Consider the following 24,230-nt stretch of genomic DNA (forward strand, 5'->3'; position numbering starts at 1 on the left):
ATCCAGGGGCTGGGGACGATGGGAAGCACCATCCGTCTGCGTAGTGGCGCTATAGGTAACTCTCATTTCAGTTTATATAGTAAAAATGTGGATGTGGATGGCTGAGAAAATCATGATGGGAAATCGTCCAGCCATAGGCTCCCGCAATATGAAACAGCAGAACATCCCCAATTCGCAAATGCTCCACATACACTTCATGGGCCAGCACATCCTTGGGGGTACAAAGCTCACCCGCGATGGTCACTGCTGTTTGTCGCCGCTCTGTGCGCGGAAAAGGATAACGCCAATCGTCAACAGCAACCACCTCAAACGGCTGATTATGCTGCCATGACACTGGCAATCGAAAGTGATGGGTTCCCCCACGAATAATGGCGTAATGCTGGTCATGATTCGTTTTGAGGTCGATCACTTCTGCCGCATAATACCCGCAGTGCGCCACCATATAGCGCCCGGACTCAAAAATGAGCTGGATGTCGGGAATGCGGTATTCCTCCCACACTTGATGCAATTCTTCCATGAAATCATCCCATTCGAACCTGCGCTCCAGATCGGTATACGAAATGCCGAAGCCGCCGCCCGCGTTCAGATAGCGGATGGATAGATCATGCTCCTGAATCCAGCCCTGCACACACTGCAAATACGTAGCGACCATGCGGGCATGCAGCCGGGCATCCAGATTATTGGACAGAGAGTGCATATGGAAGCCCTCCAATTGTACATACGGCAGGCTTTGGGCCAGTCGGATCGCTTCCGGCACCTGAATTTCGTCGATACCAAACTGAGTGGGCCGACCAGACATCGTGATGCTCGCCTCCGGCAAGGTACGCCGCAAATTAATACGCAGCAAAATAGATACACGCTGTTGTCTGCGTTCGGCAATCCAGCCGATACGCTGCAACTCATGCAAACTCTCGGCGTGAATCAGCATCACTTTCCGCTCTAGCGCTTCCTCAATTTCGGAGTCCTTTTTCCCCGGACCTCCAAAAATAATCGGCACGTCGGCTGACACTTCGCGAATGGTCCGAATCTCTCCAATAGATGCAGCTTCAAAGCCCTTTACGGTGGGAAGCAGGCTGGCGATCAATTGAGGATCGGGATTAGCTTTGACCGCGTAAAACAAACTGCAATCGTCGGGCAAGCTGCTCACACAACGTTGTGCCCGTTCTCTCAGTGCGCCCAGGTCATATATATATGCGCATATCGGCTGCTGCTCTCGCTCCCGTGTTTGCTGGATAAGCTTTTCCACATACGGAGCGATCTGTCCTCCAGATAATGCTGTAACAAGCTGACTCATGTTCTTCCTCCTTTATGTTGAGAGCTACTGTAGGTCAGACCTTCTTTTTTGCAAGGCGCGAAAAGCAATTCCCCGCTCATCACCCAGTACGAAGGCATGAACCCCTTGTTCTACCCATGCGCCGTATTCCCCGTCCCTGCGTGGAATGGCACAGTACGGAATACCTGCTTGCTGTGAAGCTTCAAAGACGCGCTGTAGCCCTTCCTGCACAATCGTTGCATCGGTCTGCCACGGCACTCCGTACGATTGGGACAAATCCGCTGCTCCCTCCAGCACCATGCCCATACCCGGTACAGACAAAATATCCGCGATGCGTTCCACACCCAATCCGCTCTCAATCATCGGCACCAGCATAATCTGTTCATTAGCCTGATTCATGTAGTCCACCAGATTTCCTTTGCCAAATGCGGCAGGTCTGCCGCTGTTCAGGCTTCGCTTGCCCTCCGGGCTGTATTTAGCAGCCTGAACCAGCATCTCCATCTGCTCCCTGCTCTCCACATGCGGAACGACAATTCCCTGTGCTCCGCTATCCAGCACACGCAATATTTCCTTGGCATCGACCTCGGGCACACGCACCAAGGGCGTGATTTGTGCGGCTTCCGCAGCACGGATCATATGCTCCACCGTCTCGGGATTGACCATGACATGCTCCATATCAATGATCACAAAATCATATCCGGCATGTCCGATCATTTCGACCGTAAGCGCCGCCGGAATGGAAGCGATGAGGCCAACGACCTCCTGTCCTGTCCGCAGCTTCTCCTGAAGCCGATTTACAGTCAACATGTCGGCTCCCGGTGCACATACAGCGGGTTCATTCCCGGCTTGAAATGAAGGTCCTCATCCCCAAGCAGACGTCTTTTCATCAATTCTTCAATCTGTACGGTCGGGGCAAACAAATCAAACAGACGGAATCGCTTCTTATGCTGAGGATGCTGGCGCTGATAATCATGAATGACCTGTGCGGACATTTCCCAAAAACGCTGCTCGGCCAGTTGATAATGTTCGGCCAGGAACATCGCCAGCTCGGCGGCTGCAATAAAGAAAAAAGCATCGTAAGAAAAGTCGCGTACATCGTCCGGGTTACTCGTTTTAATAAACGAGTTGCGGTTAATTCGGGCATGAGTTGGCGGCTCAGGATGAAGATCGGGGCATTTCTCCGGCTCTGTCAGATGGTTCACAGAAAACCGGACACCATCATGAAAATCCTTAAGCGCCACCCGTGTCGGTTGCCCGTTCCGGTGGATCAAAATGATATTCTGGCCGTGGGATTCCATACCAATCCCATGCGCATACAGCATATGAATAATCGGCGATATCGTGGCCTCCAGCACACGCCGTGTCCATTCCTCTACGCCGAATTGCTGTATCCACGGATCAATGAAGGGCACTCCATTTTTTTGCACATAACATAGTCCGTTAAAAGGAATCGCATCCTCATCCGGCTGCAAATACCCGTGAATGCTTTCCCGCCAAACCGTCCCCAGTGAGCCGTAGGTTTTCGCCTGACGGTATTCGGGAAGCTGCTCATAGTCATACGTGATACCCAAAACCTCACGCAAAACAAAGAATCCCTGTTGCGCAGCGTATTCATCGTGTTCCAGCAACCCATGCAGCCAGTCCGTGATGAGCGCTCCGTTCAGCACGGTATGCCCAGCCATGATCCGGCTGGTGGAGGTGTTCATAATGCTGAGCGACAGCTTCACATACGAGCGCTCCGGTGTGGTCCGGTTGGACAATGTGCGGATCGACTGCTGCGCCTGATACACATCGCTCGCTTCACCGAGCCATACGATCCGCTGATCCGTCAGTTCTTGATGAAACCGGGGCAAAATGACCTGCTGCCATTGCCACGGGTGGACAGGCATGAAGCGAAAGGCCTCCGGTTGCTGACCGTAGCTGGTTAACAAGGCTTGGAAGCGTGCGACTTCGCTTTCTCCCAGCTCCTGGCGAATAAATGCTTCATACTCAATCGCCTGCGACTGCCCTGCCCGGCTATGGCTTTTGGCAATAGCCAGCCAAACAGGACGGAGCGGCTGCTTGAACTCGGGACCATACAGTTCATTATCTGCCAGCGTAAAGCCGATTCTGGATTTGTAGCATGGATGGTAGGGATGTCCATCCCCCAAATTGCCTTCCAGTTCATCATATCGACGCTGGTCATCCGCCAGAAATGGCGCGGTAAAAGAGCTTTGCGCCTGTACATCCTTTAGTAAGGTCTGCTCCAATTCCTCGATAAAGCGCTGAAGCCGTTCACCCTGCTGTGCGGCACTGAGGACCTCATTTGCAAAATCCGTCAGCGTAGCTGTCGTCTCGCTTCCGTCTGTCCCGACCCGTATGACCGGCACAGGAACGAGCCGAATGCGCCCAAAGCTGTTCATCCGTTTTCCGACAGAACGATATTGGACGGCGCGACCTGTAATGTCTTTGCCGAACAATATAAAATGTGGGTCGCCGTTATTCAAGGAATCGCTATGCGTGTCATAGGGCAAAATTTCTTCATACAGCAATGCCTGAATCAGTTGCCGGATGATACGCTGCTCCACCTGCGTAAAGGTATCCGAGCGGAGCGCCTGAATAAAGCGTTGAGTGGTCGAAGCGTTGCTGGCGGGAGCTGTAGAAAGGCTGCTTGTAGAAAAATTATGGTCCGAAATATTAGTTACAGACATGAAGTCACCTCACGAAAATGAATTGGATTAGGGATCGGGATAAACGAAGGCGCATCCCCTCTGGATTGAAAGCAGCTTGTGAAATTGGCTTTGGCAGGCAGTGTAGGTGCGGTCAATAAATCCTGGATATAGGCAGCTAGACGGGGGCAAGAACCAGCATCTTGTTTCCGTAATTGCTCCAGCACCTTGCGAACCACCCTCCAATACTCCTGCTCACCGTGCTGCTCATGAACCGCAAGGGCATGAATCAATGCCCCCAAATGGTTAACGAAGAAATAATAACGGGTACGCATCCACGGCTCTTCTGCACCGTATAATACGGGACTGTCCTCAGCAATCAATGAACTGATCCACCCGGATGCCTCGGCCTGTTCACGCACAATACTTACGCCCTCCAAATCCCGTACATAGTAGCATTCCGGCCATCCGTCCTGTAGGGACAGAAGCGAATTTTGTACATGGGCCTCGAATGCGATACCCTTCACCGCAAGCAAACGCAGCATGGGCACCATGGATACGTGCAGATACCGTTCCAGCCAAGTTAACAGGTCAGGCCGTTTTCCGTTTTTGCCCGGGGCATTGTCCCGAATTACTCCAATAAGCCGCGGCTCCTGTTCACCCGGCAACGGCTCCAGCAAGGAAGCCAGTACATAGGTGGATTCAGGGTTCAAATCCATCGGACGATAAAGAACCGTAAACTGGTCAGACAGCTGCTCCAGCTCTTGAGCCGTCGCTGCTCCTCGTTCTGTTGCCGCCGGGCTATACTCATGTCCTGCGTCATACTTTGCATCACTGGTGGTGACCTGTGAAAGCCCTGCACCCTTAGTAAACTCAGGACTCTCTGTCCATTTCGCATCCTCATTCGGCTGGAAGCATACGCGGCTGTATCCCGTTTCTGTCAGCACCTTGAAGGACTCGGATTGGATATGGGACGACCAGTCGGCTGAAAGCTCATGAATGACCTTCGCAGCATCCAAAGTACGCCGAGCCTGCTCCTGTGTATTGTCACGCACAAGATTGGTAATCCGCACATGCAGCGGTAGCTTATAGCCGTTTCCGGTTTTCAAATCCCATACTGTTCGTATCGAAGAAGTCGGATAAACGACAGGGCCTAGCGCACCCAAAGGAATCAACACCCGCTGACGTATCAAACCTTGAATACAGGATTGACGCAACACCTGCTCGGCCTGCCATGGATGCATCGGCAAAATACGATACCGCGCCAGCTCCTCTCCCCATTGACGCCGAGCATGGAGCCGCACAGACGGGTCAATGGCATCCCTGCGATGCTCTTCACCAATCCATTCCTCCTGCACGTTATCCTCATGAACCGCGAAATAATACAGCGGAAACGCCGCGCCCATCTCGGGACTGTATAACGGAAGCTCATAATCAGCAAATCCTTCCGTGCTTTTCGGAAAAGGATGAAAAGGGTGTCCGATCAGCAAAGACTGCTCTGAGCGTACATACGTCAGGTGGGCTTCTGTACTTGAGGAAGACTTTGGCTTGCTCTCGCCTGTGATCTTCGTATGGTGATCCATAAAGAGCGTCATTTTGTGCATGCTGTTACGAATACGCTGCTTCATCTTTTGCTGTTCCGCTTCCCTTTGCTCGGGCTTGGCGTGATAGCTCATCTCGTCCAGCAGCCTTTGTATAACTCCATCCATCTCCAGGGGCCTGTACGTCCCTCCTTCTTCCACCTCGTACCAAGCACTCCCATACATATGTTGGCCAGTTGCAGAGAAATGGTGTAGAGTTCCCATGATTTTCAGCCCGATTTGGGGCAGAATCACCCTTATTTCCGATGCTTCCGTGTTCATTCTCGGGTCAAATTGTTGTGTTTCCCGCAGATAGCTGTTGACCAAGGCCCGCAGTGTCGCTTGCTCCGCCCAGATCCTGCTTTTGGACAGCTCTCCAGCGATAGTGGGAACCTCCGTTGATTGTATCAGCATGTATACTCTTTCTCTCCCTTCCTGTTCAAACCTTAGGTGCAGCCGCAGAAGCTTTCGCTTCTGGGGTATCACTGGATGTACGACGCGCTCCATTTTTACGAAGGAAGTCAGGCGTCTTCAGGAAAAAAGCGGCGGGAATCGTGAGTAAAATCAATATACTCATCCCGATAAAACCCTCCCTGATCGCTTGCAGCGTTCCTGTTTCCACCGAATAGCCCCCCGCCAGAAGCTGAGCCTTGCGAACTTCAAAATAAATCGAAATCACAACCATTCCAAGCGAAGAGGTCAGTCTGCGCATCACATTGTTCATTGCCGAGCCTTGGGCTACCAGCTCATCGGGAATCGCATTCAGCCCGGCCGTTGTGGCAGGCATATTCGACAGACCCAGCCCAATTCCCCGCAGCATCATGAGGACGAAGATCATCCACAGCGGTGAATTCATCTGGAGCATACCGAGCATCGCCGTAGCGGCACATGTGATGATAAGTCCCGTGCTGATCATTCCTTTTGGCCCCTTGCGATCTAATTGCTTGCCTGCTATCGTGACAAACCACCCTGTACATATAGCGGAAGGCAAAAACACAAGTCCTGTCATCATGGCGTCATAGCCATACACATATTGAACCAGCATCGGAACCAGAAAAATGCTGCCGAACATCGCAATCGCCTGTACACTCGCCACGATGACGCTCAAGCTGTAGGTCGGTATTTTGAAAATGTGCACATTCAGCAATGGCTGTTCCTTCACCAGCTCCATTCGCACAAACAGAACCAGTAAAGCCGCGCCTGCAAGGAACAGTAGAATATGTAGCGGGGCAATCAGATCCGCAGCGGTCGTTGTTCTGCCCAGCGCAAACAGAATCAACCCCACACCCAACGTGACCGTTATAAATCCGCTGCTGTCAAAGGTGCGCGACGGATTGCTACATGCAGCTGTTAAATAACGCATCCCCAGCAGCAATCCCAGCAGTCCGGTTGGCACATTTATGAGGAAAAGCACCTGCCAGCTGCTTAGAGATAGCACGATTCCTCCCACCGTAGGTCCGAGCATCGGAGCCGCCATAATCGCAATCCCCCAGATTCCCGTAACCTTACCGCGTTCCTCCTTGGGAAAGGCTTCAAAAATCAGCGCCAGCGATAACGGAATCATCAGTCCGCCTGCCATCCCTTGCAGTCCCCGACAGAGGATGACAGCGGTAAGCCCCCACGATAACGAGCCGAGCAGGGAACCTGTGACAAAGAGCGCAAGTCCGCTCAGATATACTTTCTTTTTTCCAAAACGATCTGCCAGATATCCGGTTAAAGGCATCGTCATACCCATCGTGATTAGAAAAATAGTGATGAGCCAGCTCGCCGTAGCAGCGTTCGTATGAAATACTTTAATGAAGGACGGAATCGCCGGGTTGAGCGAACTGTTATTCAGCAAAACCGTAAAGGTGCCGAGCATCACCGTGATGACGACTTTCCACCGCTCGGGCACAGCACGTATGTTCATCCCTCGGCCTGCTTAACCATGACCGTGCTGCAACCCGACATAGGCCACATGCACCGCTTCATTAAAAATGAGGAAAATGTCGTCGATTTGGCGCTCCGTCACAATCAGCGGCGGTAAAAAGCGCATCACGGCGGAATGCCTTCCCCCCACCTCCAAAATCAGTCCACGTTTCAGGCATTCCTGCTGTATTCGAGAGGCCAACTGCTTATGGGCCGGATGATGTCCTAACTGATCTACAGGCTGTCGTTCATCCACAATTTCCACCCCGATCATAAGCCCCCGGCCGCGTACATCTCCGATGCAGCCTGTTTGGTACTTTAAGGCGTTCAGACGTCCCATTAATTGTTCGCCTCTGGCTGCAGCATGGTCGGGTATACGGTGCTCCTTGATATATTTCAGCGTGGCAAGCCCGGCAGCCATGGCCATTTGATTGCCACGAAAAGTACCAATATGCGCGCCGGGATTCCATACATCCAGCGCTTCGTTGTAAATCACAACCGACAGCGGCAGACTGCCGCCGATCGCTTTGGACAAGACCAGCACATCGGGAATAATGTCCGCATGTTCAAAAGCAAACAGCTTCCCCGTTCGTCCAAGCCCGGTCTGCACTTCATCAATGATCAGCGGGATATCCCGTTCCCTGGTGATACGGCGAATTTCCCGAAGCCACTCCACAGACGCAGGAATAGAGCCGCCTTCCCCCTGAACCACCTCCAGAATAAAAGCACATGGCGTAAGGATCCCGCTCTCGGGATCATCCAGCAGATTTTCGATATAACGACTGCTAAGCGCCTGCGTCTGCTCTCCACCTACTCCGAATGGGCACCGATACGCATAGGGATAGGGCATAAAATGAACATCCGGTATCAAGCCCTGTACTCGCTCTTTTTGCCCCAAAGTACCGCTGAGACTCATCGTAGCGTGGGTTGATCCATGATAACCTCCCTGAAAGGAAAAAATGCTTCGGCGGCCCGTAGCCGTTTTGACCAGCTTGATCGCAGCTTCCACCGCAGCTCCCCCGGTCGGGCCACAAAATTGAATTTTCGCCTGACGGGCAAATTCAGGAGGCAGACTGGCGAACAGTTCTTCTACAAATTGCTCCTTCACCGGAGTAGTCAAATCGAGCGTATGCAACGGACGCTTGTGATTCAGCAGCTCCCTGATCGCCTCAATGACCACCGGATGATTATGACCGAGTGCTAAAGTTCCGGCCCCGGCCAGGCAATCGTAATAAATTTTTCCATCCATATCCTTGACATGGATGCCCTCTGCTTCGGCGATGGCAATGGGGATACGACGGGGGTAGGATCTGGCATTGGATTCCCGTGCAGCCTGACTCTCCAGATAACGGGTGTTTTGCGAGATAGCAGTAGTAGCTTTTGGCAACTCTATCGCTCCTTTGATATTGATAATCATTTTCAATTAATTCACCTCCTTATTATATGGAATAAATATCCTGTTTCCATGGACATTTCAGACCGGAATTTGGACAAAAACTGTTTTTAATTCCTAAAATAGAATAAAAAAACCACAATGAAAATCGTCATTTCGACCATTTTCACTGTAGTTCTTTGGTATTTCTTCCTGACAGAATCAGGAGCGCGGTTTTTCATATGAGATTTTCGCTATAGCATCGTGCAGATGGATAGATTCTTCATTTCGGCACTCCACCGCGAAGGCACGAACGGCCTCCAGTCAGTCCGGATTTATGGTGAATCCGCCGCGTTGCATCTAATGGGTAGTCCACGTCCACGATAAAATCGAGTGATTCATTCGGAATACCCAGCTTTCGACCAAGTGGAGTACCCAGTATGTTGGATAGCCAAACGGGTGAAATCGAACCCAACGGTTTATGGACCCGAAGCTCCTTCGCCATATTCGTTCCCAGCTCTATCATCGTCGGGCTCTGTTGCCTTTCATCCATCAAAAGGGCTTTTGAACCCAACCAAATGGATAAAATGTCGTAGCCCCTTGCTCGCATGAATATGTGTAGCCAAAGTTAGCATTTCTTCGGTACTAATGAATACTTGTCAAACTTCGCTTGATTAGGTCTGCCGAAATATTATTTTTCAGTCAGGACCCGATCACCGCTGCTCGCAGGCTGAGAGATCACCAAAAACTCAACATCCTCATTCGTTTCGTTAAACATTTGATGAGGGACCAAAGGAGGAACCTCACAGCCTTCCTGAGACCATAATTCGATTCGTTCACCATCCACTTCAAGTATGGCTGTACCTGATAAAATAAAGAAGAATTGGCGTGCATGATGGTGATAATGTCTGACCTCGTGTGTATTCCCGGGCATACGCTCATGAATAATACTCAAATCCTTATTTTTCACCAAACGCCAACCATCACATTGGTCTCCCCATATATAATGTTCGGCATTGTTTTTACTTATTTTCAACTGAACCCCTCCTTTTACCATTACTGATTCATAATGCTCATATATCTGCCTTTATAATTTCCTCCAGCTTAATCCAGCTAAAATCCTCTTCCCCACGGGACAGCTTCACTTCCCGCCGACTCGTGTTAATCACCGTCACAAACCCGCACAGCTCCTCGTCATCAAATGGATTGAATACCCGCAGCGTAATGGGCTTCCGCTCGTTATAGGAAACGATGATCGCCTGCTCAATCTGCTGCATTTCCTGATCGTCCAGTGTCGGCTTGCCGCGTCTCCCCTGCTCCTTCATCAGTCGCAAATATGCATCCCGATGCTCAGGCAAGATCATGCGAGAGCTTTCCCATATGCCGTTCCCTTCAAGCTTTTTCCCCATCGTAAACGCCTCCTATGCTGTTCTGGTTACCGGATGCCATGCCAGTACCTGATCTAATCGAAAAACGCGTGGCTGGCCTGTCTGTAAACAGGTGGCCCGTATCAAACCATTCCGCACACGATGCACCTCAATGCGCCGCTGAGACAGCTTGCCCTTCCGGTCCATATACACGATTTCCACGATCTGTCCCACGTATTTTTCCAGCATGCTCCTTCACTCCTTATCAGAACGTTTGTTTGTATTATATGCGAACATGCGTTTGATTATCAATGTTAAATAATCCCCTAAGAGAATGTGATGCTCTCAGGGGATTATTTAACACGCTTTGACATCAAAAAGTGGATCTTCCCAATCGTAATTCCAGCCCATATGCAATAGAACATCATAGCATTGAAGCCTATATCCTGGAACGTAGAATATTCCAAACTCCAATATATATGGGTTTTATAAACATTTATTTATAAATATAGGCATTAATGTTTAGACAATACTTTTCATTTTTTGTAGTCTTGGTAAGAAAATAAAATTTAAAGGAGTGTAATGATTATGAAATTTGTAAAGCTAACTTTATTCACGATGGTTTGGATGATGGTTCTCTTTTTTAGTACTAGCCACAGCATATATGCCGCGGCTACGGGGGATGTCCTTAATAAACCGGAAGAAGGATGGTCTCGTTATGAAGCGAATACGCCCGAGATCACCTATCTTGGTGGTAATTGGTTTCGTGATAATACCGGCCCAATAACCTGGACTTCTCCCTGGCAAAAATCTGGAACAAGTCTAAAGTTTAATTTTAAAGGTACTAAATTAAGATTAATTTCTACCACTTGGTGGTCTGGTTCTAGCAGCATTGATGTCATTATAGATGGTGTTAAGGTTGATAACTTTTCTTTGACTGGAAGTGACGTAGCAGCCCGTAAAATCATGTACGAAAAATTAAACTTGCCTCAGGGAGAACACTCTGTTGAATTTGTAAATAATACACCCAACTATTTATTTATATATGCAATTGATACTGATGGGTCGTTACTTCCCTTTAAACCTGTCGAGGTAGCGCCAACTCCTGAACCATCTGAACCTTCTGAACCTTCTGAACCGTCAGAGCCCTCTGAACCGTCCGAACCCTCACAGCCGAGTGGTGACCGTGCAATTCTGGTTGTGACTATGGATAACGGGCTTGAAAAAGAATTTGATATAAGCAAGAAGGAACTAGCCTCTTTCATTCAGTGGTATGACGCTAAAGATGCCGGACGGGGTGCTTCTTTCTTCGCCATTGATAGACATACCAATAACAAGGGCCCTTTCAACAGCCGCAAAGACTATGTAATATTCAATAAAATTGTGACATTCGAAGTAAACGAATATTCATGTGAACCTCTCTCCAAAGAATTGGAGAGCTTCTCAAATCATCAGGACTCGTAACCTCGTCCCTCCTTGAAGGCTAGTTCCTAGCCTGATTGCGTTAGATTAAGATACGTTCTGCAAGGCTAGTTTCAATATATTAATAGCTGCATTTTCATCCCGATCTGCAACGTATCCGCAAGGACATTGATGGACACGAACAGCAAGTGATTTTTTGTTGACGATTTCTCCGCAGTTGGAGCATCGCTGCGATGTGCCCGATGGATTCACTTGCACAACCTGACGACCGGCGCTTTCAGCCTTGTACGTCACGAATTGAATAAGTTGATTCCATCCGCTATCTGCAATGCTTTTGGCAAGATGATGGTTCTTGACCATCCCTTGTATATTCAAGTCCTCGAAGGCAATCAGTCCATATTTATTGATCAACTTTCGCGATTCTTTATGAGCGTAATCCTTACGTTGATTTGCTACTTTCTCATGGAGTCTGGCTAGGTCGCGTACAGCTTTACGCCGGCGGTTTGAACCACGCTTTTTCTTCGAGACCGCACGTTGCTTTCGTTTCAGCTTTTCTTCGCTTTTACGAAGAAATTTCGGTGACTCTATTCTCTCGCCATCTGATGTTACCGCAAGTTGGGACACGCCAAGGTCAATGCCAATCTGCTTTTCTGATGCTGGAAGGTGTTTGCTTTCGACTTCACAAGAAAAACAGGCGTAATATTTGCCATTCTTAACCATGATGGTACACGTCTTGATCGTTCCTTGCGGCTGCCGATGAAGTCGAATGCGTACATCACCGATCTTGGAAAGCATAAGTTGCTTTCCTTCTATGGAAAACCCACTCTGCGGGTAGGTAAAGGAGTTGTACTGACTTTCAGGCTTGAATCTCGGAAAGCCCGCTTTCTCGCCATTTTTGACGCGGCGAAAAAAGGCTTGGTACGCCTTATCCAACCGCTCAACGACATTTTGAAGGACTTGGGAATGGACGTTTTTGAGTTCAGGTATGTACCGTTTTCTCTCTGGCAACGTTGCTTTTTGCTCGTAATAGGTAAGACTCTGCCCCGTTTGCTCGTAAGCAGCGATTCGTTCGGCGAGCAAACGATTATAGAGGAGACGGCAACGTTCCAGCGCGAAATGAATGTACCCTTGCTCCTCTTTGGTTGGATATAGACGGAATTTATAGGTTCTCTGCATTAGCCGTCTCCTTTCTTTTGATTTTCGATGTATTTCTTTATGGCTTGTTCGGAGATAGAACCAATGGTTTCAATGAAAAAGCTGCTGTTCCAGAGGTGTCCACCCCATAATCTTTTTTTAATTGAGGGAACCTCAGAAATAGTTTTCTTGCAGAAATTCCTTTCAACATTTTTACAATATAGGAAGGAGCTATTTGGGAGCGTTGCTGATGCAAAAACATGAATTTGGTCTTTTTCGCCAACCTCCATCATGACCACTTCAAATTCTTTTTCTTGAGCAATTTCTTGGAACAGTTCTTTAAGGTAGGCTTCAATTTTCTGCTGACAGTACAGATCGGCGTTACTTAACCGACCAAACGATGTGATAATTGACGTTGTAAACGTATGTTCTAGCGTACTTTATATTTTCTTTTGTCATACAGATAGTCTACCAGAACCAAGTTGAGACTCAAATAGATACAATGATTTTGGAGTTACAGATAGTGCAGATGAAAGTCCGCTCGTCCTAAATAATAATAAAGGCCTTTTATAGTACAGTACGTCCACAACTAATTTAATATTTCCCCCCCCTCGAAGTTGGACAGTTCTTAACATTGGAAAAGTGGCAAGCCTCCAAGTGATAAGGGGCTTGCCATTTAACGTTCCGATTGACAGGTGCATTGACCCACAATCGAGTAGATTGACTAGAATGTCTTTCCTCCAAATGAGGCTTACTGAAAATGGCGAAGAGGGCAGAATGATTGTCGCAAAGCGGCAACGGCTCCTTACTTCTCCAGAATTAAACCGCTGGTGCGGGATTAAAATTCGTAGGTGGACAGCTTGATATCCTCTTTATTCAAGCTTTTCAATGGATAGGCTTGGCCATTCCAATAAGTCAGGATATCAACAGGCTCATTAGCGCTATGTTCTTTTAGCATAAGAGATAATTCAGGCAACAAATGCGGAAGCTGGTAAGAGCTTGTTATAAAATGATACTCTTCCGGACTTTCACATTCTTCAGCTCTGTAAAAAACAAAGTAACCCTCGGTGTTGTCCCCGATGAGTACAATGTAACGAGCAAGAAAAATAATGTCACCATTGGAAAAGGGGATGGAATATGTCGCATTAGGAATTAAATCCGTTTCCACCCCCTCTATACGCGCGGTAAGTTCACTGTTAAGAGCATCTATTCTTTCTCGTTGCTCGCTAATGAGGTGTTCATAACTTACCGGGACAAGCCCTCCCTTCCTAATCGTGGTGATCAGTTCATCGATAAATACCTTTTGAGACAAAACCCGATTACTCATCCTATTCATCTCCACATTCATTTAAATCACAACCTTCTTACTCATTTCAAAGTGCTTCATATTTATGTAAATTAAAATCTTATGTCATAGAGATGCTCTTTTGTTCAACTTATGGATTGCAGCCATCATCATGAATGGGTACGGTTAACCCGATCAATCAACTACCAAATATTTTTGTGATTGCGTTCACAACTCTCTCCATTTGAAATGGTTTAACAATGAAATCCTTTGCACCTGCCTGAAATGCTTTGATAATCGCTTCTTGCTGACCCAAAGCAGAACACATTAAAATTTTAGCATGAGGATCAAGCCCTATAATCTTTTCAACAGCCTCAAGTCCATCCATCTTGGGCATATTGATATCCATGGTGATTAAATCTGGACGAAGGTTCGAGTACTTCAAAACAGCGTCATACCCATTTTCCGCCTCCGCAATAACAGAGTGACCCAAATCCAAAAAAATATCCTTAAGCACAGATCGCATAAATAAAGAATCGTCGACGACTATAATTGTTGCCAAGGTAATCTCTCCTGTCGTTTTATATATCATACTTCTTCATTCAGATGCTGACTGCTGAACAAAATGCATATCCAGTTTCAATATCGGTGAAATAATATCCGAAGTTAATAGAAAAATTCTGTTAAAAATAAAAACGTTACCAATGGATTACAAACGGAATTTTAAACTAGATACTATTGAATTAGTTTTCAAAACAGGTTTTCATAATGACGTAAATTATTCCTGTAGGGTGAAGATCATAAAGTACTAGGTATCCACTGGAACCTTTGCACTATATAAGCAGGACTTAAAAGTTACCTATCGTGCCGTTCCGCAAACGGATGGTGCTTCACTTGTACAGCACCATTCCGCCTACTCCGTTTTTCATGTGAATTTACGAACCCGTTTTGATTGACAATTTCTATTTCTTTAGGATTTCTAACTTTGGAATATGTAGCCTATATTATAATGTTTCAAATTCAAAACCCCCTATCATACCATGCATTACATCACAAGTAAGCCAATCTAATGCATTTTTACTCAATAGCTTCATAACAATTTCTTGTATCTTTACAGGTATATCTCCTGTTACACAAGATGCTAATTGAATAGATGCAGTGCTACGATCCTCCACGTAAAAACGATGCAAACCCGTTTGATAAATTCTCTCCACTCTTGCCAAATGAACAGCGCCAGTTAGAACATACACAGCATAGCCTGGCTTAATAAGAAGCCTCACTCGTTTCATAATCAAGATCTTCCTCTTCCCATACATGAACAATCACAATCTTCTCAAGCACAGCAATGTCTGACATGTTCTTCTCCTCTTTTCTAAAAAATTTTATTTAACCAGATCAAAACTTAACCTATAACCGAGCAAATGTAATTAATAATTCCTTTTGTTAAAAAAAGATTTTTTATAAATATTATGATTATTTCATAATGCTTACTAACAGGGTAAAATAATTGATAAGAGGTGATTATTTTTGGCGATAAGCATAAAGTTAGAAGAAACATTGGTCAAAGCAGGAATCACAAAAAATGCCTTGGCTCGCGAAGCAAAAGTTCGACCGAACTTAATTTACGATATGTGCGATGGTAAGACAAAACGCATAGATTTGGAAACATTAAGTCATATTCTCGACACATTAGAAGAACTTACAGGTCAGAGACATAGCCTGAGCGATGTTCTGGAATATATCCCACGCAACGAAAAAAACGATCACACTCCTGTCTAATGGAGATAGATCGTTTTTTTATGCTCTACATGTAGAGATAACTGCTTATAGTAATTAAGTAAATATAATAATAAAGTTGTAAAATACGATTTTACTAAGGCTCTGATTGTCAAAAGTACATTCAAGGTCTAGATAAGCTTGTAAAAAATACAGACAGGCTGCTAACTCCGCGATTAAATCGTAATAGTCCATTATTTGGTATTTATTTATTATTGTGTATTTATAATTTAAACTCGAAAGATGCACATTAAAACGAAGTAGCTGGAATGGTGCTGTACAAGCGAAGCGGTGGCGATGGGAAGCACCATCCAGATGCGCAGTGGCACGATAGGTAACTTTTGAGTTCAGCTTATATAGACATAAAAAACTGACACTGGAGTCGTTCCAATGTCAGTTTACAGTCTTATTCATTCAGGGCCTTTTTCAAAGCCTCCAGGTTGTTTTTCATAACGCCAAGGTAATCGAGGTTCTTCTGTTTATCTTCATCCGTCAGTCCTTCGAGTGGGTTCAGTACATCGGTTTTTGCACCGATTTCAGTAGCTACGGTCTCAGCGACCTTTGGATCAACAAGGGTTTCAAAGAAAATCGTTTTCACATTATTCTCTTTGGCAAATTTGATAATGCCCGCCAGCTTGTCCGGTGTAGGCTCTTGCTCCGGAGATAGTCCGGAAATCGCCACTTGGGTCAGGCCGTATTGCTTAGCCAAGTAACCAAAAGCAGTATGCTGGGTAATAAAGTCTTTGCGTTTTACATCTTTCAGACCTGTTTTAAACTCGGTATCCAGCTCTTTCAATTTAGCGATGTAAGCATCAGCATTTTTTTCATAATCTGCTTTGTTCGCAGAATCTGCAGAGATAAGACCCGCTTTAATGGACTCTACTTCCTTTTGGGCCAATACCGGATCAAGCCATACGTGAGGATCCAGCACATGATCGTGACTATGACCTTCCTCAGCGTGTGCTTCTCCTTCTTCCTCCTCAGCAGTACCTTCCATCAGGTTCAGCCCTTTACTTGCTTCAACCACAACACGCTTGTCGTTAGACGCACTGCTCAAAGCCTGCTCTGCCCAGCCTTCGACGATACCGTTATATACAAAAACGTCGGCATCCTTCACCTGTGCCATATCTTTGGCGCTTGGCTCCCAGTCATGCGGCTCCGCACCAGCAGGAATCAGCGCGGTTACATCAGCATGATCTCCAGCGACCTGCTTTGTAAACTCATACATCGGATAAAAAGTGGTAACCACTTTCAGCTTTTTGCCGCTGTCCGTCGTTTGTGCCTGATTCGGCTCGGTTTGGGGAGTGTTGGTAGCTGTATTATCAGATTTGGCTCCGCAGCCGGACAAAATAAGTGCCAGTCCCGCAGACAATACGAATGATTTTTTGAACCATGTATTCATGTTCATAACTCCTTTATTTGTTTGGTTTTTCAGAAAACGAACTGTTTCATTCACTGGCGTGCTGCATTCTTCTGCCGGGAAGCCTGCTGCTTACCCAGTTTGCGGACCAGCTTTTGAATACCGATTCCCACGATCAGGAATAATAACAGCACCATGGCAATCGTCCCCCCTGGGGGTGTACTCAGTTCATACGACGCAGTTAAACCCGAAAATACCCCGATCAATGCGGTCACCATAGATATCCAGATGGCTGCGGCAAAGCTAGGTGCAATTCGAATCGCCAATGCAGCCGGTAGCACAATCAGTGAGGAGACAAGCAACACACCGACAATCGGCATTGCAGCAGCTACAATCATCCCTGTCAAAATGCTAAACGCAAATGAAATAGATTTGACAGGAAGGCCGTTTGTCTTCGCCGTTTCTTCATCAAAGGTAATCTGATACAAAGGACGCCGAAATACGAAAAAGAAAATACCCCCGATCACAGCGACTGCGATCATCAACATAAGCTCTGTCTGATTGACCGCCACCACTGAACCGAACAAATAAGCGGAAAAGCCTTTATTAATACTCTGATTCAGGTTCATTAGAATCACAGCCGTCGACAGGCCGCCTACCATAATAATTGCCACAGAAATCTCGCTGTACGTTTTATAAGACCTGCGGACGTATTCAACGATAATCGCTCCGATTATAGCTACAATAAAACCGGTTATTGTCGGATTAATGCCCAAATAGGCACCCGCTGCCACCCCTGCCAGTGATACATGCGATAGCATGTCCGCCATCAGAGCCTGACGCCGCAGCATCAGGTACACTCCAAGCACCGAGGCCAGCAGTGCAATTACCCCACCGGCACAAAATGCCCGCTGCATGAAGTCGTAGTGCAGCATTTCCATCCGCCATCTTCCTTCCTCTCAAGTTCAATAATACGATCCAGATAATGTTGCACTTCCGATAGTCCATGGGTAACCATGACTACGGTTCTTCCATATTCCTTAACCTGCTGATTCATCAGATCGTAGAAGTGATGGCGGCTTTCCTGATCCATTCCGGTCGTGGGCTCATCCAAAATGAGCAAATCCGATTCCTGCGCGAGCGCTCGTGCCACACAGATACGCTGCTTCTGTCCACCGGACAGCTCGCCGATTTTACGATGACGCAAATCCCACATGCCTACCTGACGAAGCGCCTGCTCTGTCAGATCATGATCCTCCGGCCGCATACGGCGCAACCACGAGCCATGAGTGTATCTTCCTGAACGGACAAACTCCAGGATGGTGCTTGGAAATCCGCCATTAAAAGCAGCAATTTGCTGCGATACGAATCCAACAACAAGCTTCTTGCCCTCACCTGTGCGGTCGGACATAAACACCTTGCCCTTCCAAGGTTGAAGCAAACCGAGCAACAATTTGAGCATTGTCGATTTGGAAGCCCCATTTGGCCCGGTAATGGCCACAAATTCGCCAGAAAAAATTTCAACATTGGCATCCACCAGGTTAGGAACGTCCCCGTAGCCAAATGTAACTTGTTCCAGTGAGGCTAATAACATGACGCAAATCTCCCTTTCCTTTAAAAAGCCTGGAGCCATCTGAACGACATACCTCCGCGCAGATTCTCCAGGTCGTTTATTCTCATTAAACCATCTACCGTAATTATTACGATTAGATAATAAAAAAACAAGCGTTTGATAAACGTAACCTTTACGCATTAGCAAGTTTAACAGTTTAGGAAAGGTTCGTCAATGTTTTGCAGGTCTTTTGCTCGTTTACTTTACTTTGTCCGGGTACAGGCCGGAAGCCAAGGTTTTCAGCGCGATCGGCGCACGCACGCCTTCAGCTGCTGCGGACAGAGGCAGCACTACAAATCGTTTGTTTTTGATCGCTTCTACACCAGCGAGCGCCGGCTTGCTCAGCAGCAGCTTCTCTTTATCCTCCAGCGAGGTATCTCCATAATCCAGAATCACAATGACGTCAGGATTGCGCTTCACAACTTCTTCCCAGCTTACCTCGGCAAAGCTTTTGTCTACATCATCAAAAATATTTTTAGCTTTCACACTTTTAATCAGCGAGGTCAAATAGTTGTTGGCAGCCGTAAAGGGCTTATCTTCGCCGCTGTCATATACAAATACCTTTGGCGCTTTTTCTACAGTACCGATCTGAGTCTGAATGGATTCCACTTGTTCACGGATACTGCTTACCAGCTTTTTCGCACGATCCTCCACCCGGAAAATACGTCCAATATTTAGTATGTCCTGATATACGTCTTCTAATGTGGGACCCGGCTTGTTTGATGATTCCTGTACATAGGTCGTCACGTCCTGTTTGGCAAGCTCCTCACGAGAGCCGAGATTTTTGTCGTTAAAGGCACTCTTCCAGCCCGCATAGGCAAAATCCGGCGCAGCAGCCATAAATACCTCTTTGGACGGGTACTGCTTGGCCAACACCGGGATTTTATCATATTGAGCTTTATATTCCGGTAAAATGCTATCGTCCAAGTAGGCCGTGCCCACCATGGAGGACTCCAGTCCAAGCGCCAGCATAACCTCCGTCGCGTGCTGATTTAGTGTAATCGCACGTTTGGGCGCTTCGGGAAATACCATTTTAACACCCATATTTTCAAGCTCCACGGATGCTTCCTTTGTCGCCGATTGCGATGCAGCAGGCTGCTGTTCAGTTGCGGATGAACCGGATTTATGAGCCGTATTCCCAGCTCCGCAGGCTGACAACAACAGCACCGCCAATGCGAGCATGACAAGCGATATTGCGGATTTTCTATGTTTTTTCATATGCTCTGCTCCTTTTTCATTCATCATAGGTAAAATGACAATAGCTGCATTCTGTTAACGTCATAGATTGTCTCCGCTCCTGAGGGAATCCGGTAAAAAGGTAATACTCGGCTTCCCGGTTTTCGGATGAATGCAGATTTCTGTCTCTACCCCGAATACACCGCGCAGCAGGTCGGGCTGAAGCACCTCATCCGTTATGCCAGAGGCTACCACCTTGCCCTCTTTTAATACATAAATTAGGTCACAATAAAATGCCGCCAAATTCAAATCATGCAGCGCAGCCAGTGTGGTTACCTGTAGCGCTTTGACCAAATCCAGAATTTGCAGCTGATACCGGATATCCAGATGATTCGTCGGCTCATCCAAAATGAGAAATTTGGCCTGTCCGGCCAACGCTCTGGCAATCAGTACCCGTTGCTTTTCACCACCGGACAAGGTGGCAAAGCCCTGATCCGCCTGAGCATCCATGCCTACCCGCTCCAGCGCCTGCTCGACCAGCTCATGATCGACGGCAGTGTCTGCTTCCAGCAGTTTCTTATGTGGATGGCGACCCATCAGGACGATGTCTCGTACTGAAAAATCAAACGCTTGCGGTGCATCCTGACTCACCACAGCCATTTGCCGGGCCGTTTCCTTGTACTTCATCTCTAGCATATCCCGGCCATCCAGCGTAACCAAACCGCTGTCAGGCTTTAGCACACGGTACATGTTTTTGAGCAACGTCGATTTGCCGCTGCCGTTCGGACCGATCAGTCCGACCAGTTCCCCCGTTTTTACCTGGAGGCAGATGCCGTCGATCAGCCGTTTATCGTGAATACTGAAGGTCACGTGTTCGACTTCTATATTCATTTTTCGCCTCCAAACGAATAAGAACTGCGCCGCAGCAGCCATACAAAGAAGGGTCCTCCGCACACAGCCGTCACAATACCAATCGGCAGCTCCTGTGGAGCCAGCACGAGCCGAGCACATCCGTCTGCCCACACGACAAAGATAGCTCCCGCCAACAAGCTGACGGGCAGGACACGTCGATGATCCGATCCCACCATCAGCCTGACGATATGCGGAATCATAAGCCCGACAAAGCCAATCGAGCCACTGACCGATACGACTGCCCCGGTTAAAAGTGAAGCCACGACAACCAGCAATACACGAAACGCCTGTACGTTCACACCGAGCGTTACGGCGGCCTCTTCACCCGTTAGTAAAGCATTCAGCGATCGATATCGGGTAAGCAGGACAACCGTTCCAGCCGCTATAATGAGGCTTGGAATGAGAAGCGTATCCCATTGAGCGCCTGCCAGACTTCCCATCATCCAATACATCGCGTCACGAATGCCTTTTTCATTCGGGGCCATAGTGACGATAAAGTTGGTCACAGCCGACAGCATCATGGACACCGCCACCCCTGCCAGGAGCAAGCGAGTCGTCGATATGCGTCCAGCCACACGAGCCAATGCGAATACCATGAGCATCGCAGCAAGCGAACCTATAAAAGCAGATAAAGGCAGCGCAAGTCGGCCCAGGAATCCGAAAGCTCCAAACACAATCACCAGCGTCGCTGTCACCGAAGCCCCGGACGAGACTCCTAAAATATAGGGATCAGCTAACGAATTACGAATTAAGGCCTGAATAGCCGCACCTGTAACAGCAAGTCCTGCTCCTACGACGACACCTAGCAACACGCGCGGAAATCGGATTTCCCAAACGATATATTGCTCCGGCTTCGTCCATGTCACGGGTATCCATTGATCCAGCCAGGGAAGATGGGACAGCGCAATTCGCCATACTGTTCCCGGTGCAACTGCTACGGGACCAAGCATGACGGCGAGTGTGACCGACAGCATCAACCCTCCAGTCAGCAGCAGCAAAATCGTGGTAAATCCCCAAGCAGGCTTTCCAGCTACGTTAGCGCGAGAATTATGTTTTGACGGATAAATGCCGCTAGTTCCTGGGGTCATAAACCAGTCAACGGTTCTTCGGCCGCTTCCAGCTTTCTCAACCGTTCTTCGATCTCGGAAGCAGAGAAATTTTCGCCCATGACGACAGCTACATCATTCACCGGCTTCTGCGGGCGAATCGGAATGATTTCCAACTCCCGGTAGGCAAACTGGAACATCATCTGACCCTCTGATTCCAGAAAACGCACAATTCCTTTGGCTCGGTAAATTTCAGCTGGCAAACTGCGAAACAACTGTTCAAACTCGGAGCGTGGCACAGGTTGTCCAAAGAAATGCGTGTGAACAACTACATGGTCGTAGGAATGATAATGCTCTCCATGTTCGTGGTCATGGTCATGATGGTGATGGTCTCCATGATCATGAGCGTGTAGATGATTTTCCGAATGATAATGATCATTTCCGCTATCGGCTATGGACTCCTTTTGCCGCGAAACGTCCATACGATCCTCTCCCTGAATGGAGAAAAAAGTATCCGCGTCCACGTCGCTCCGTTGCGTGCTCACCGTCAGCGCATACGGATTTAATTCTTTTACGAGGGCCTGTACCTTCTGCAACTCCCCCGCAGCCAATAAATCGGTCTTGTTAATAATCAGCTTGGAAGCGCATCGAAGCTGATCCTGCATCAGGCGATACGACTTGTTTCTCTCGTGACCTGAGGCAAAATCCAAAAATTGACGCGCATCCACCACCGTAATAACAGATTGTAAGATCATAGAGGAATAGATAGAGGCATCTGTCACGGCATCTACAATTTCCATCGGATTAGCCACTCCGGTACATTCTACAATAATCACGTCCGGGTTATATTCCTCGGCAAGGTTCATCAGCTCAACGCCCAAATCTCCGCGAATGGTACAGCATATGCAGCCACTAAGCATTTCCTTCGTGGGAGCCTGGCCGTTCACAAGACTGCCGTCCAAATTAACATCGCCCAACTCATTCATCAAAATAGCCGGCTTGAGTCCCTGCCCTTTATAGTAAGCCAGCGCATGCTGAAGAAGAGTTGTTTTACCGCTGCCCAGAAATCCGGATAAAACAACAATCGGTATCATAAAATCCTCCTTGTCTTTACAACGTTTTAATAAGGATCGTACCGTAAAAATTTCCTTCTTGCAATCGTTTGTTGAAGTTTAATCGTAATATTTACTAATTAACACAGTCACATTGTCCAATTAAAGAACACAATTATATAGATGACCACGCTTGAACTTGTCCATAAAGGAGTACTCCAGACGCTACCAGCGGGCATGTTTGTCCCATTACACGCATAGGATGTAGATAAGAACCCTTATTTCCAAGGAGCCGTGGAATGAAAACCAGTACGCTGTTGAAGATGCTGCCTTTTATGATTCCGTTTGCCTTTCTCATCCCTGTGCTTGTTACGCTATCTCCCCGATGGCTTCGTTCGTTAGATATGAGTCAACTGCAACCGTTAAAAACGGTATTTATGGGCATCTTTCTGGAAGCTGTCCCGTTTCTCCTAATCGGTGTACTCGTCTCATCCCTTTTACAATGGCTCGTACCGGAAACATGGATTCGCAAAATAGCGCCTGCGCATCCTGTGCCGGGTGTCCTGCTGGCCTCTTTGCTGGGTCTGCTGTTTCCCATCTGTGAATGCGGCATGATCCCTGTCGTTCGCCAATTGATGCTCAAGGGAATGCCTGCCTATATGGGCATCACCTTTATTTTAAGCGGGCCGATTATCAATCCTGTGGTGCTGGCTGCGACGATAATGGCTTTCCCTTCCCATCCCGAGGTCACTGCCGTTCGAATGGGGCTGGCCTTAGTCGTTTCCGCGATCATTGGGCTGATCGTGTATGCCTTTGTGCGTGTGCATCCGCTCAAACGGTCGTTGCTCTCTTTTAACCAGCCAAAGCAGAACAACCAGACTCATCGCCACAATCGCACATGGCGGGACTTTTTTGTACATGCTGGCGACGAATTTTTGGATATGAGCAAATATCTCATTATCGGCGCGTTGCTGACAGCCTCCATCCAGACCTTCATCCCACGGGATGAAATGCTTTCGTTAAGCGGTGAAACGGCTGGCTCGTACGCCTTTATGATGGGTTTTGCCTACGTACTGTCCCTGTGTTCCACCTCCGATGCCTTTGTGGCTACTGCTTTTTCGCATACCTTTACACTGGGCCCGCTGGCATCCTTTCTTGTACTCGGCCCGATGCTGGATTTCAAAGGTACGCTTATGCTGCTAAGCACCTTCCGCACCAAATTTGTCGCCGTTCTGTGCTTGCTCATTGTTTCGTTCGTCCTGGTGGGTTCTATAGCTGCTGAATGGTTATTGGGGAGGTGAATACGA

25 protein-coding genes and 1 pseudogene are annotated in these 24,230 nt (G+C 47.7%); 3 read left to right on the top strand and 23 right to left on the bottom strand.

Annotation, left to right across the window (positions count from 1 at the left end; all coding sequences use genetic code 11):
• Positions 1 to 67: 67 nt before the first annotated feature.
• The 11 genes and pseudogenes from ABH897_RS00100 to ABH897_RS00150 form a co-directional block, all read right to left on the bottom strand.
• A complete protein-coding gene (locus ABH897_RS00100; RefSeq protein ID WP_404590884.1) occupies positions 68 to 1,294 on the bottom strand; it encodes a type III PLP-dependent enzyme in 1,227 nt (408 codons plus the stop codon).
• 24 nt (positions 1,295 to 1,318) lie between these two features.
• Positions 1,319 to 2,080: an HpcH/HpaI aldolase family protein gene (locus ABH897_RS00105; RefSeq protein ID WP_404590886.1), complete on the bottom strand. Its 762-nt coding sequence runs from the start codon at positions 2,078 to 2,080 to the stop codon at positions 1,319 to 1,321.
• Positions 2,074 to 3,963 carry an IucA/IucC family protein gene (locus ABH897_RS00110; protein ID WP_404519090.1) on the bottom strand — a complete coding sequence of 630 codons (1,890 nt, stop codon included), beginning with the start codon at positions 3,961 to 3,963 and terminating at the stop codon, positions 2,074 to 2,076. The genes ABH897_RS00105 and ABH897_RS00110 overlap by 7 nt, the downstream gene beginning before the upstream one ends.
• A complete protein-coding gene (locus tag ABH897_RS00115; protein ID WP_404590888.1) occupies positions 3,954 to 5,915 on the bottom strand; it encodes an IucA/IucC family protein in 1,962 nt (653 codons plus the stop codon). Before ABH897_RS00115 ends, ABH897_RS00110 begins: the two co-directional genes overlap by 10 nt.
• A gap of 25 nt (positions 5,916 to 5,940) precedes the next feature.
• A complete protein-coding gene (locus ABH897_RS00120) occupies positions 5,941 to 7,410 on the bottom strand; it encodes an MDR family MFS transporter (protein ID WP_404519091.1) in 1,470 nt (489 codons plus the stop codon).
• Between the two features lie 12 nt (positions 7,411 to 7,422).
• Positions 7,423 to 8,826, bottom strand: coding sequence for a diaminobutyrate--2-oxoglutarate transaminase (locus ABH897_RS00125; protein ID WP_404591200.1), 1,404 nt, complete (start codon positions 8,824 to 8,826; stop codon positions 7,423 to 7,425).
• A gap of 177 nt (positions 8,827 to 9,003) precedes the next feature.
• Positions 9,004 to 9,105: pseudogene (locus ABH897_RS00130) on the bottom strand (GTP cyclohydrolase FolE2); the annotation flags it as partial.
• Complete coding sequence (locus tag ABH897_RS00135) at positions 9,065 to 9,391, bottom strand: hypothetical protein (protein WP_404590890.1); 327 nt, start codon at positions 9,389 to 9,391, stop codon at positions 9,065 to 9,067. The pseudogene ABH897_RS00130 and the gene ABH897_RS00135, both read right to left, overlap by 41 nt.
• A gap of 81 nt (positions 9,392 to 9,472) precedes the next feature.
• Complete coding sequence (locus tag ABH897_RS00140; RefSeq protein WP_283655817.1) at positions 9,473 to 9,817, bottom strand: cupin domain-containing protein; 345 nt, start codon at positions 9,815 to 9,817, stop codon at positions 9,473 to 9,475.
• Between the two features lie 37 nt (positions 9,818 to 9,854).
• On the bottom strand, positions 9,855 to 10,190 hold the full coding sequence (locus ABH897_RS00145) for a YolD-like family protein (protein WP_283655816.1): 336 nt from the start codon (positions 10,188 to 10,190) through the stop codon (positions 9,855 to 9,857).
• A 12-nt stretch (positions 10,191 to 10,202) separates the two neighbouring features.
• Positions 10,203 to 10,397, bottom strand: coding sequence for a hypothetical protein (locus tag ABH897_RS00150; RefSeq protein WP_014281351.1), 195 nt, complete (start codon positions 10,395 to 10,397; stop codon positions 10,203 to 10,205).
• A gap of 339 nt (positions 10,398 to 10,736) precedes the next feature.
• Here ABH897_RS00150 and ABH897_RS00155 point away from each other — a divergent pair, with 339 nt between their 5' ends.
• Entirely contained in the window at positions 10,737 to 11,612 is an 876-nt protein-coding gene (locus tag ABH897_RS00155) for a hypothetical protein (RefSeq protein WP_404519093.1), read from the top strand.
• A 45-nt stretch (positions 11,613 to 11,657) separates the two neighbouring features.
• Here the strand turns inward: ABH897_RS00155 and ABH897_RS00160 are convergent, their stop codons facing one another.
• The 5 genes from ABH897_RS00160 to ABH897_RS00180 form a co-directional block, all read right to left on the bottom strand.
• Complete coding sequence (locus ABH897_RS00160) at positions 11,658 to 12,746, bottom strand: RNA-guided endonuclease InsQ/TnpB family protein (RefSeq protein ID WP_404519094.1); 1,089 nt, start codon at positions 12,744 to 12,746, stop codon at positions 11,658 to 11,660.
• Positions 12,746 to 13,114 carry an IS200/IS605 family transposase gene (gene tnpA, locus ABH897_RS00165; RefSeq protein WP_404519302.1) on the bottom strand — a complete coding sequence of 123 codons (369 nt, stop codon included), beginning with the start codon at positions 13,112 to 13,114 and terminating at the stop codon, positions 12,746 to 12,748. The genes ABH897_RS00160 and tnpA overlap by 1 nt, the downstream gene beginning before the upstream one ends.
• 428 nt (positions 13,115 to 13,542) lie before the next feature.
• Positions 13,543 to 14,031, bottom strand: a complete 489-nt coding sequence (locus tag ABH897_RS00170) for a hypothetical protein (RefSeq protein WP_404519304.1) — start codon at positions 14,029 to 14,031, stop codon at positions 13,543 to 13,545.
• Positions 14,032 to 14,188: 157 nt separating this feature from the next.
• A complete protein-coding gene (locus ABH897_RS00175) occupies positions 14,189 to 14,551 on the bottom strand; it encodes a response regulator (protein WP_283655814.1) in 363 nt (120 codons plus the stop codon).
• A 442-nt stretch (positions 14,552 to 14,993) separates the two neighbouring features.
• Positions 14,994 to 15,278 (bottom strand): hypothetical protein, encoded by a 285-nt coding sequence (locus ABH897_RS00180; RefSeq protein ID WP_283655813.1) that lies wholly within the window; start codon positions 15,276 to 15,278, stop codon positions 14,994 to 14,996.
• A gap of 238 nt (positions 15,279 to 15,516) precedes the next feature.
• Between ABH897_RS00180 and ABH897_RS00185 the strand changes: the two genes are divergently transcribed.
• On the top strand, positions 15,517 to 15,768 hold the full coding sequence (locus tag ABH897_RS00185; RefSeq protein ID WP_283655812.1) for a helix-turn-helix domain-containing protein: 252 nt from the start codon (positions 15,517 to 15,519) through the stop codon (positions 15,766 to 15,768).
• Positions 15,769 to 16,171: 403 nt separating this feature from the next.
• Here ABH897_RS00185 and ABH897_RS00190 read toward each other — a convergent pair whose 3' ends face one another.
• The 7 genes from ABH897_RS00190 to ABH897_RS00220 form a co-directional block, all read right to left on the bottom strand.
• A complete protein-coding gene (locus tag ABH897_RS00190; protein WP_283655811.1) occupies positions 16,172 to 17,167 on the bottom strand; it encodes a metal ABC transporter substrate-binding protein in 996 nt (331 codons plus the stop codon).
• Positions 17,168 to 17,217: 50 nt separating this feature from the next.
• On the bottom strand, positions 17,218 to 18,066 hold the full coding sequence (locus ABH897_RS00195; RefSeq protein ID WP_014281343.1) for a metal ABC transporter permease: 849 nt from the start codon (positions 18,064 to 18,066) through the stop codon (positions 17,218 to 17,220).
• Entirely contained in the window at positions 18,012 to 18,719 is a 708-nt protein-coding gene (locus ABH897_RS00200) for a metal ABC transporter ATP-binding protein (protein ID WP_025685519.1), read from the bottom strand. Before ABH897_RS00200 ends, ABH897_RS00195 begins: the two co-directional genes overlap by 55 nt.
• Before the next feature lie 216 nt (positions 18,720 to 18,935).
• The gene (locus tag ABH897_RS00205) at positions 18,936 to 19,955 is read right to left on the bottom strand and encodes an ABC transporter substrate-binding protein (protein ID WP_404590892.1); all 1,020 of its coding nucleotides are present in this window, start codon (positions 19,953 to 19,955) and stop codon (positions 18,936 to 18,938) included.
• A 60-nt stretch (positions 19,956 to 20,015) separates the two neighbouring features.
• Positions 20,016 to 20,804 (bottom strand): ABC transporter ATP-binding protein, encoded by a 789-nt coding sequence (locus ABH897_RS00210; protein ID WP_283655809.1) that lies wholly within the window; start codon positions 20,802 to 20,804, stop codon positions 20,016 to 20,018.
• Positions 20,801 to 21,913 (bottom strand): FecCD family ABC transporter permease, encoded by a 1,113-nt coding sequence (locus ABH897_RS00215; protein WP_283655808.1) that lies wholly within the window; start codon positions 21,911 to 21,913, stop codon positions 20,801 to 20,803. The genes ABH897_RS00210 and ABH897_RS00215 overlap by 4 nt, the downstream gene beginning before the upstream one ends.
• Positions 21,910 to 22,965, bottom strand: a complete 1,056-nt coding sequence (locus ABH897_RS00220; RefSeq protein ID WP_404519098.1) for a CobW family GTP-binding protein — start codon at positions 22,963 to 22,965, stop codon at positions 21,910 to 21,912. The genes ABH897_RS00215 and ABH897_RS00220 overlap by 4 nt, the downstream gene beginning before the upstream one ends.
• A gap of 257 nt (positions 22,966 to 23,222) precedes the next feature.
• On the opposite strand from ABH897_RS00220, the gene ABH897_RS00225 reads away from it, so the two are divergent.
• Positions 23,223 to 24,224: a permease gene (locus ABH897_RS00225; RefSeq protein WP_404519099.1), complete on the top strand. Its 1,002-nt coding sequence runs from the start codon at positions 23,223 to 23,225 to the stop codon at positions 24,222 to 24,224.
• Positions 24,225 to 24,230 lie beyond the last annotated feature (6 nt).

Origin of the sequence: Paenibacillus sp. RC73 (assembly GCF_044908085.1) — a bacterium.
Taxonomy (GTDB): Bacteria; Bacillota; Bacilli; order Paenibacillales; family Paenibacillaceae; genus Paenibacillus; species Paenibacillus terrae_A.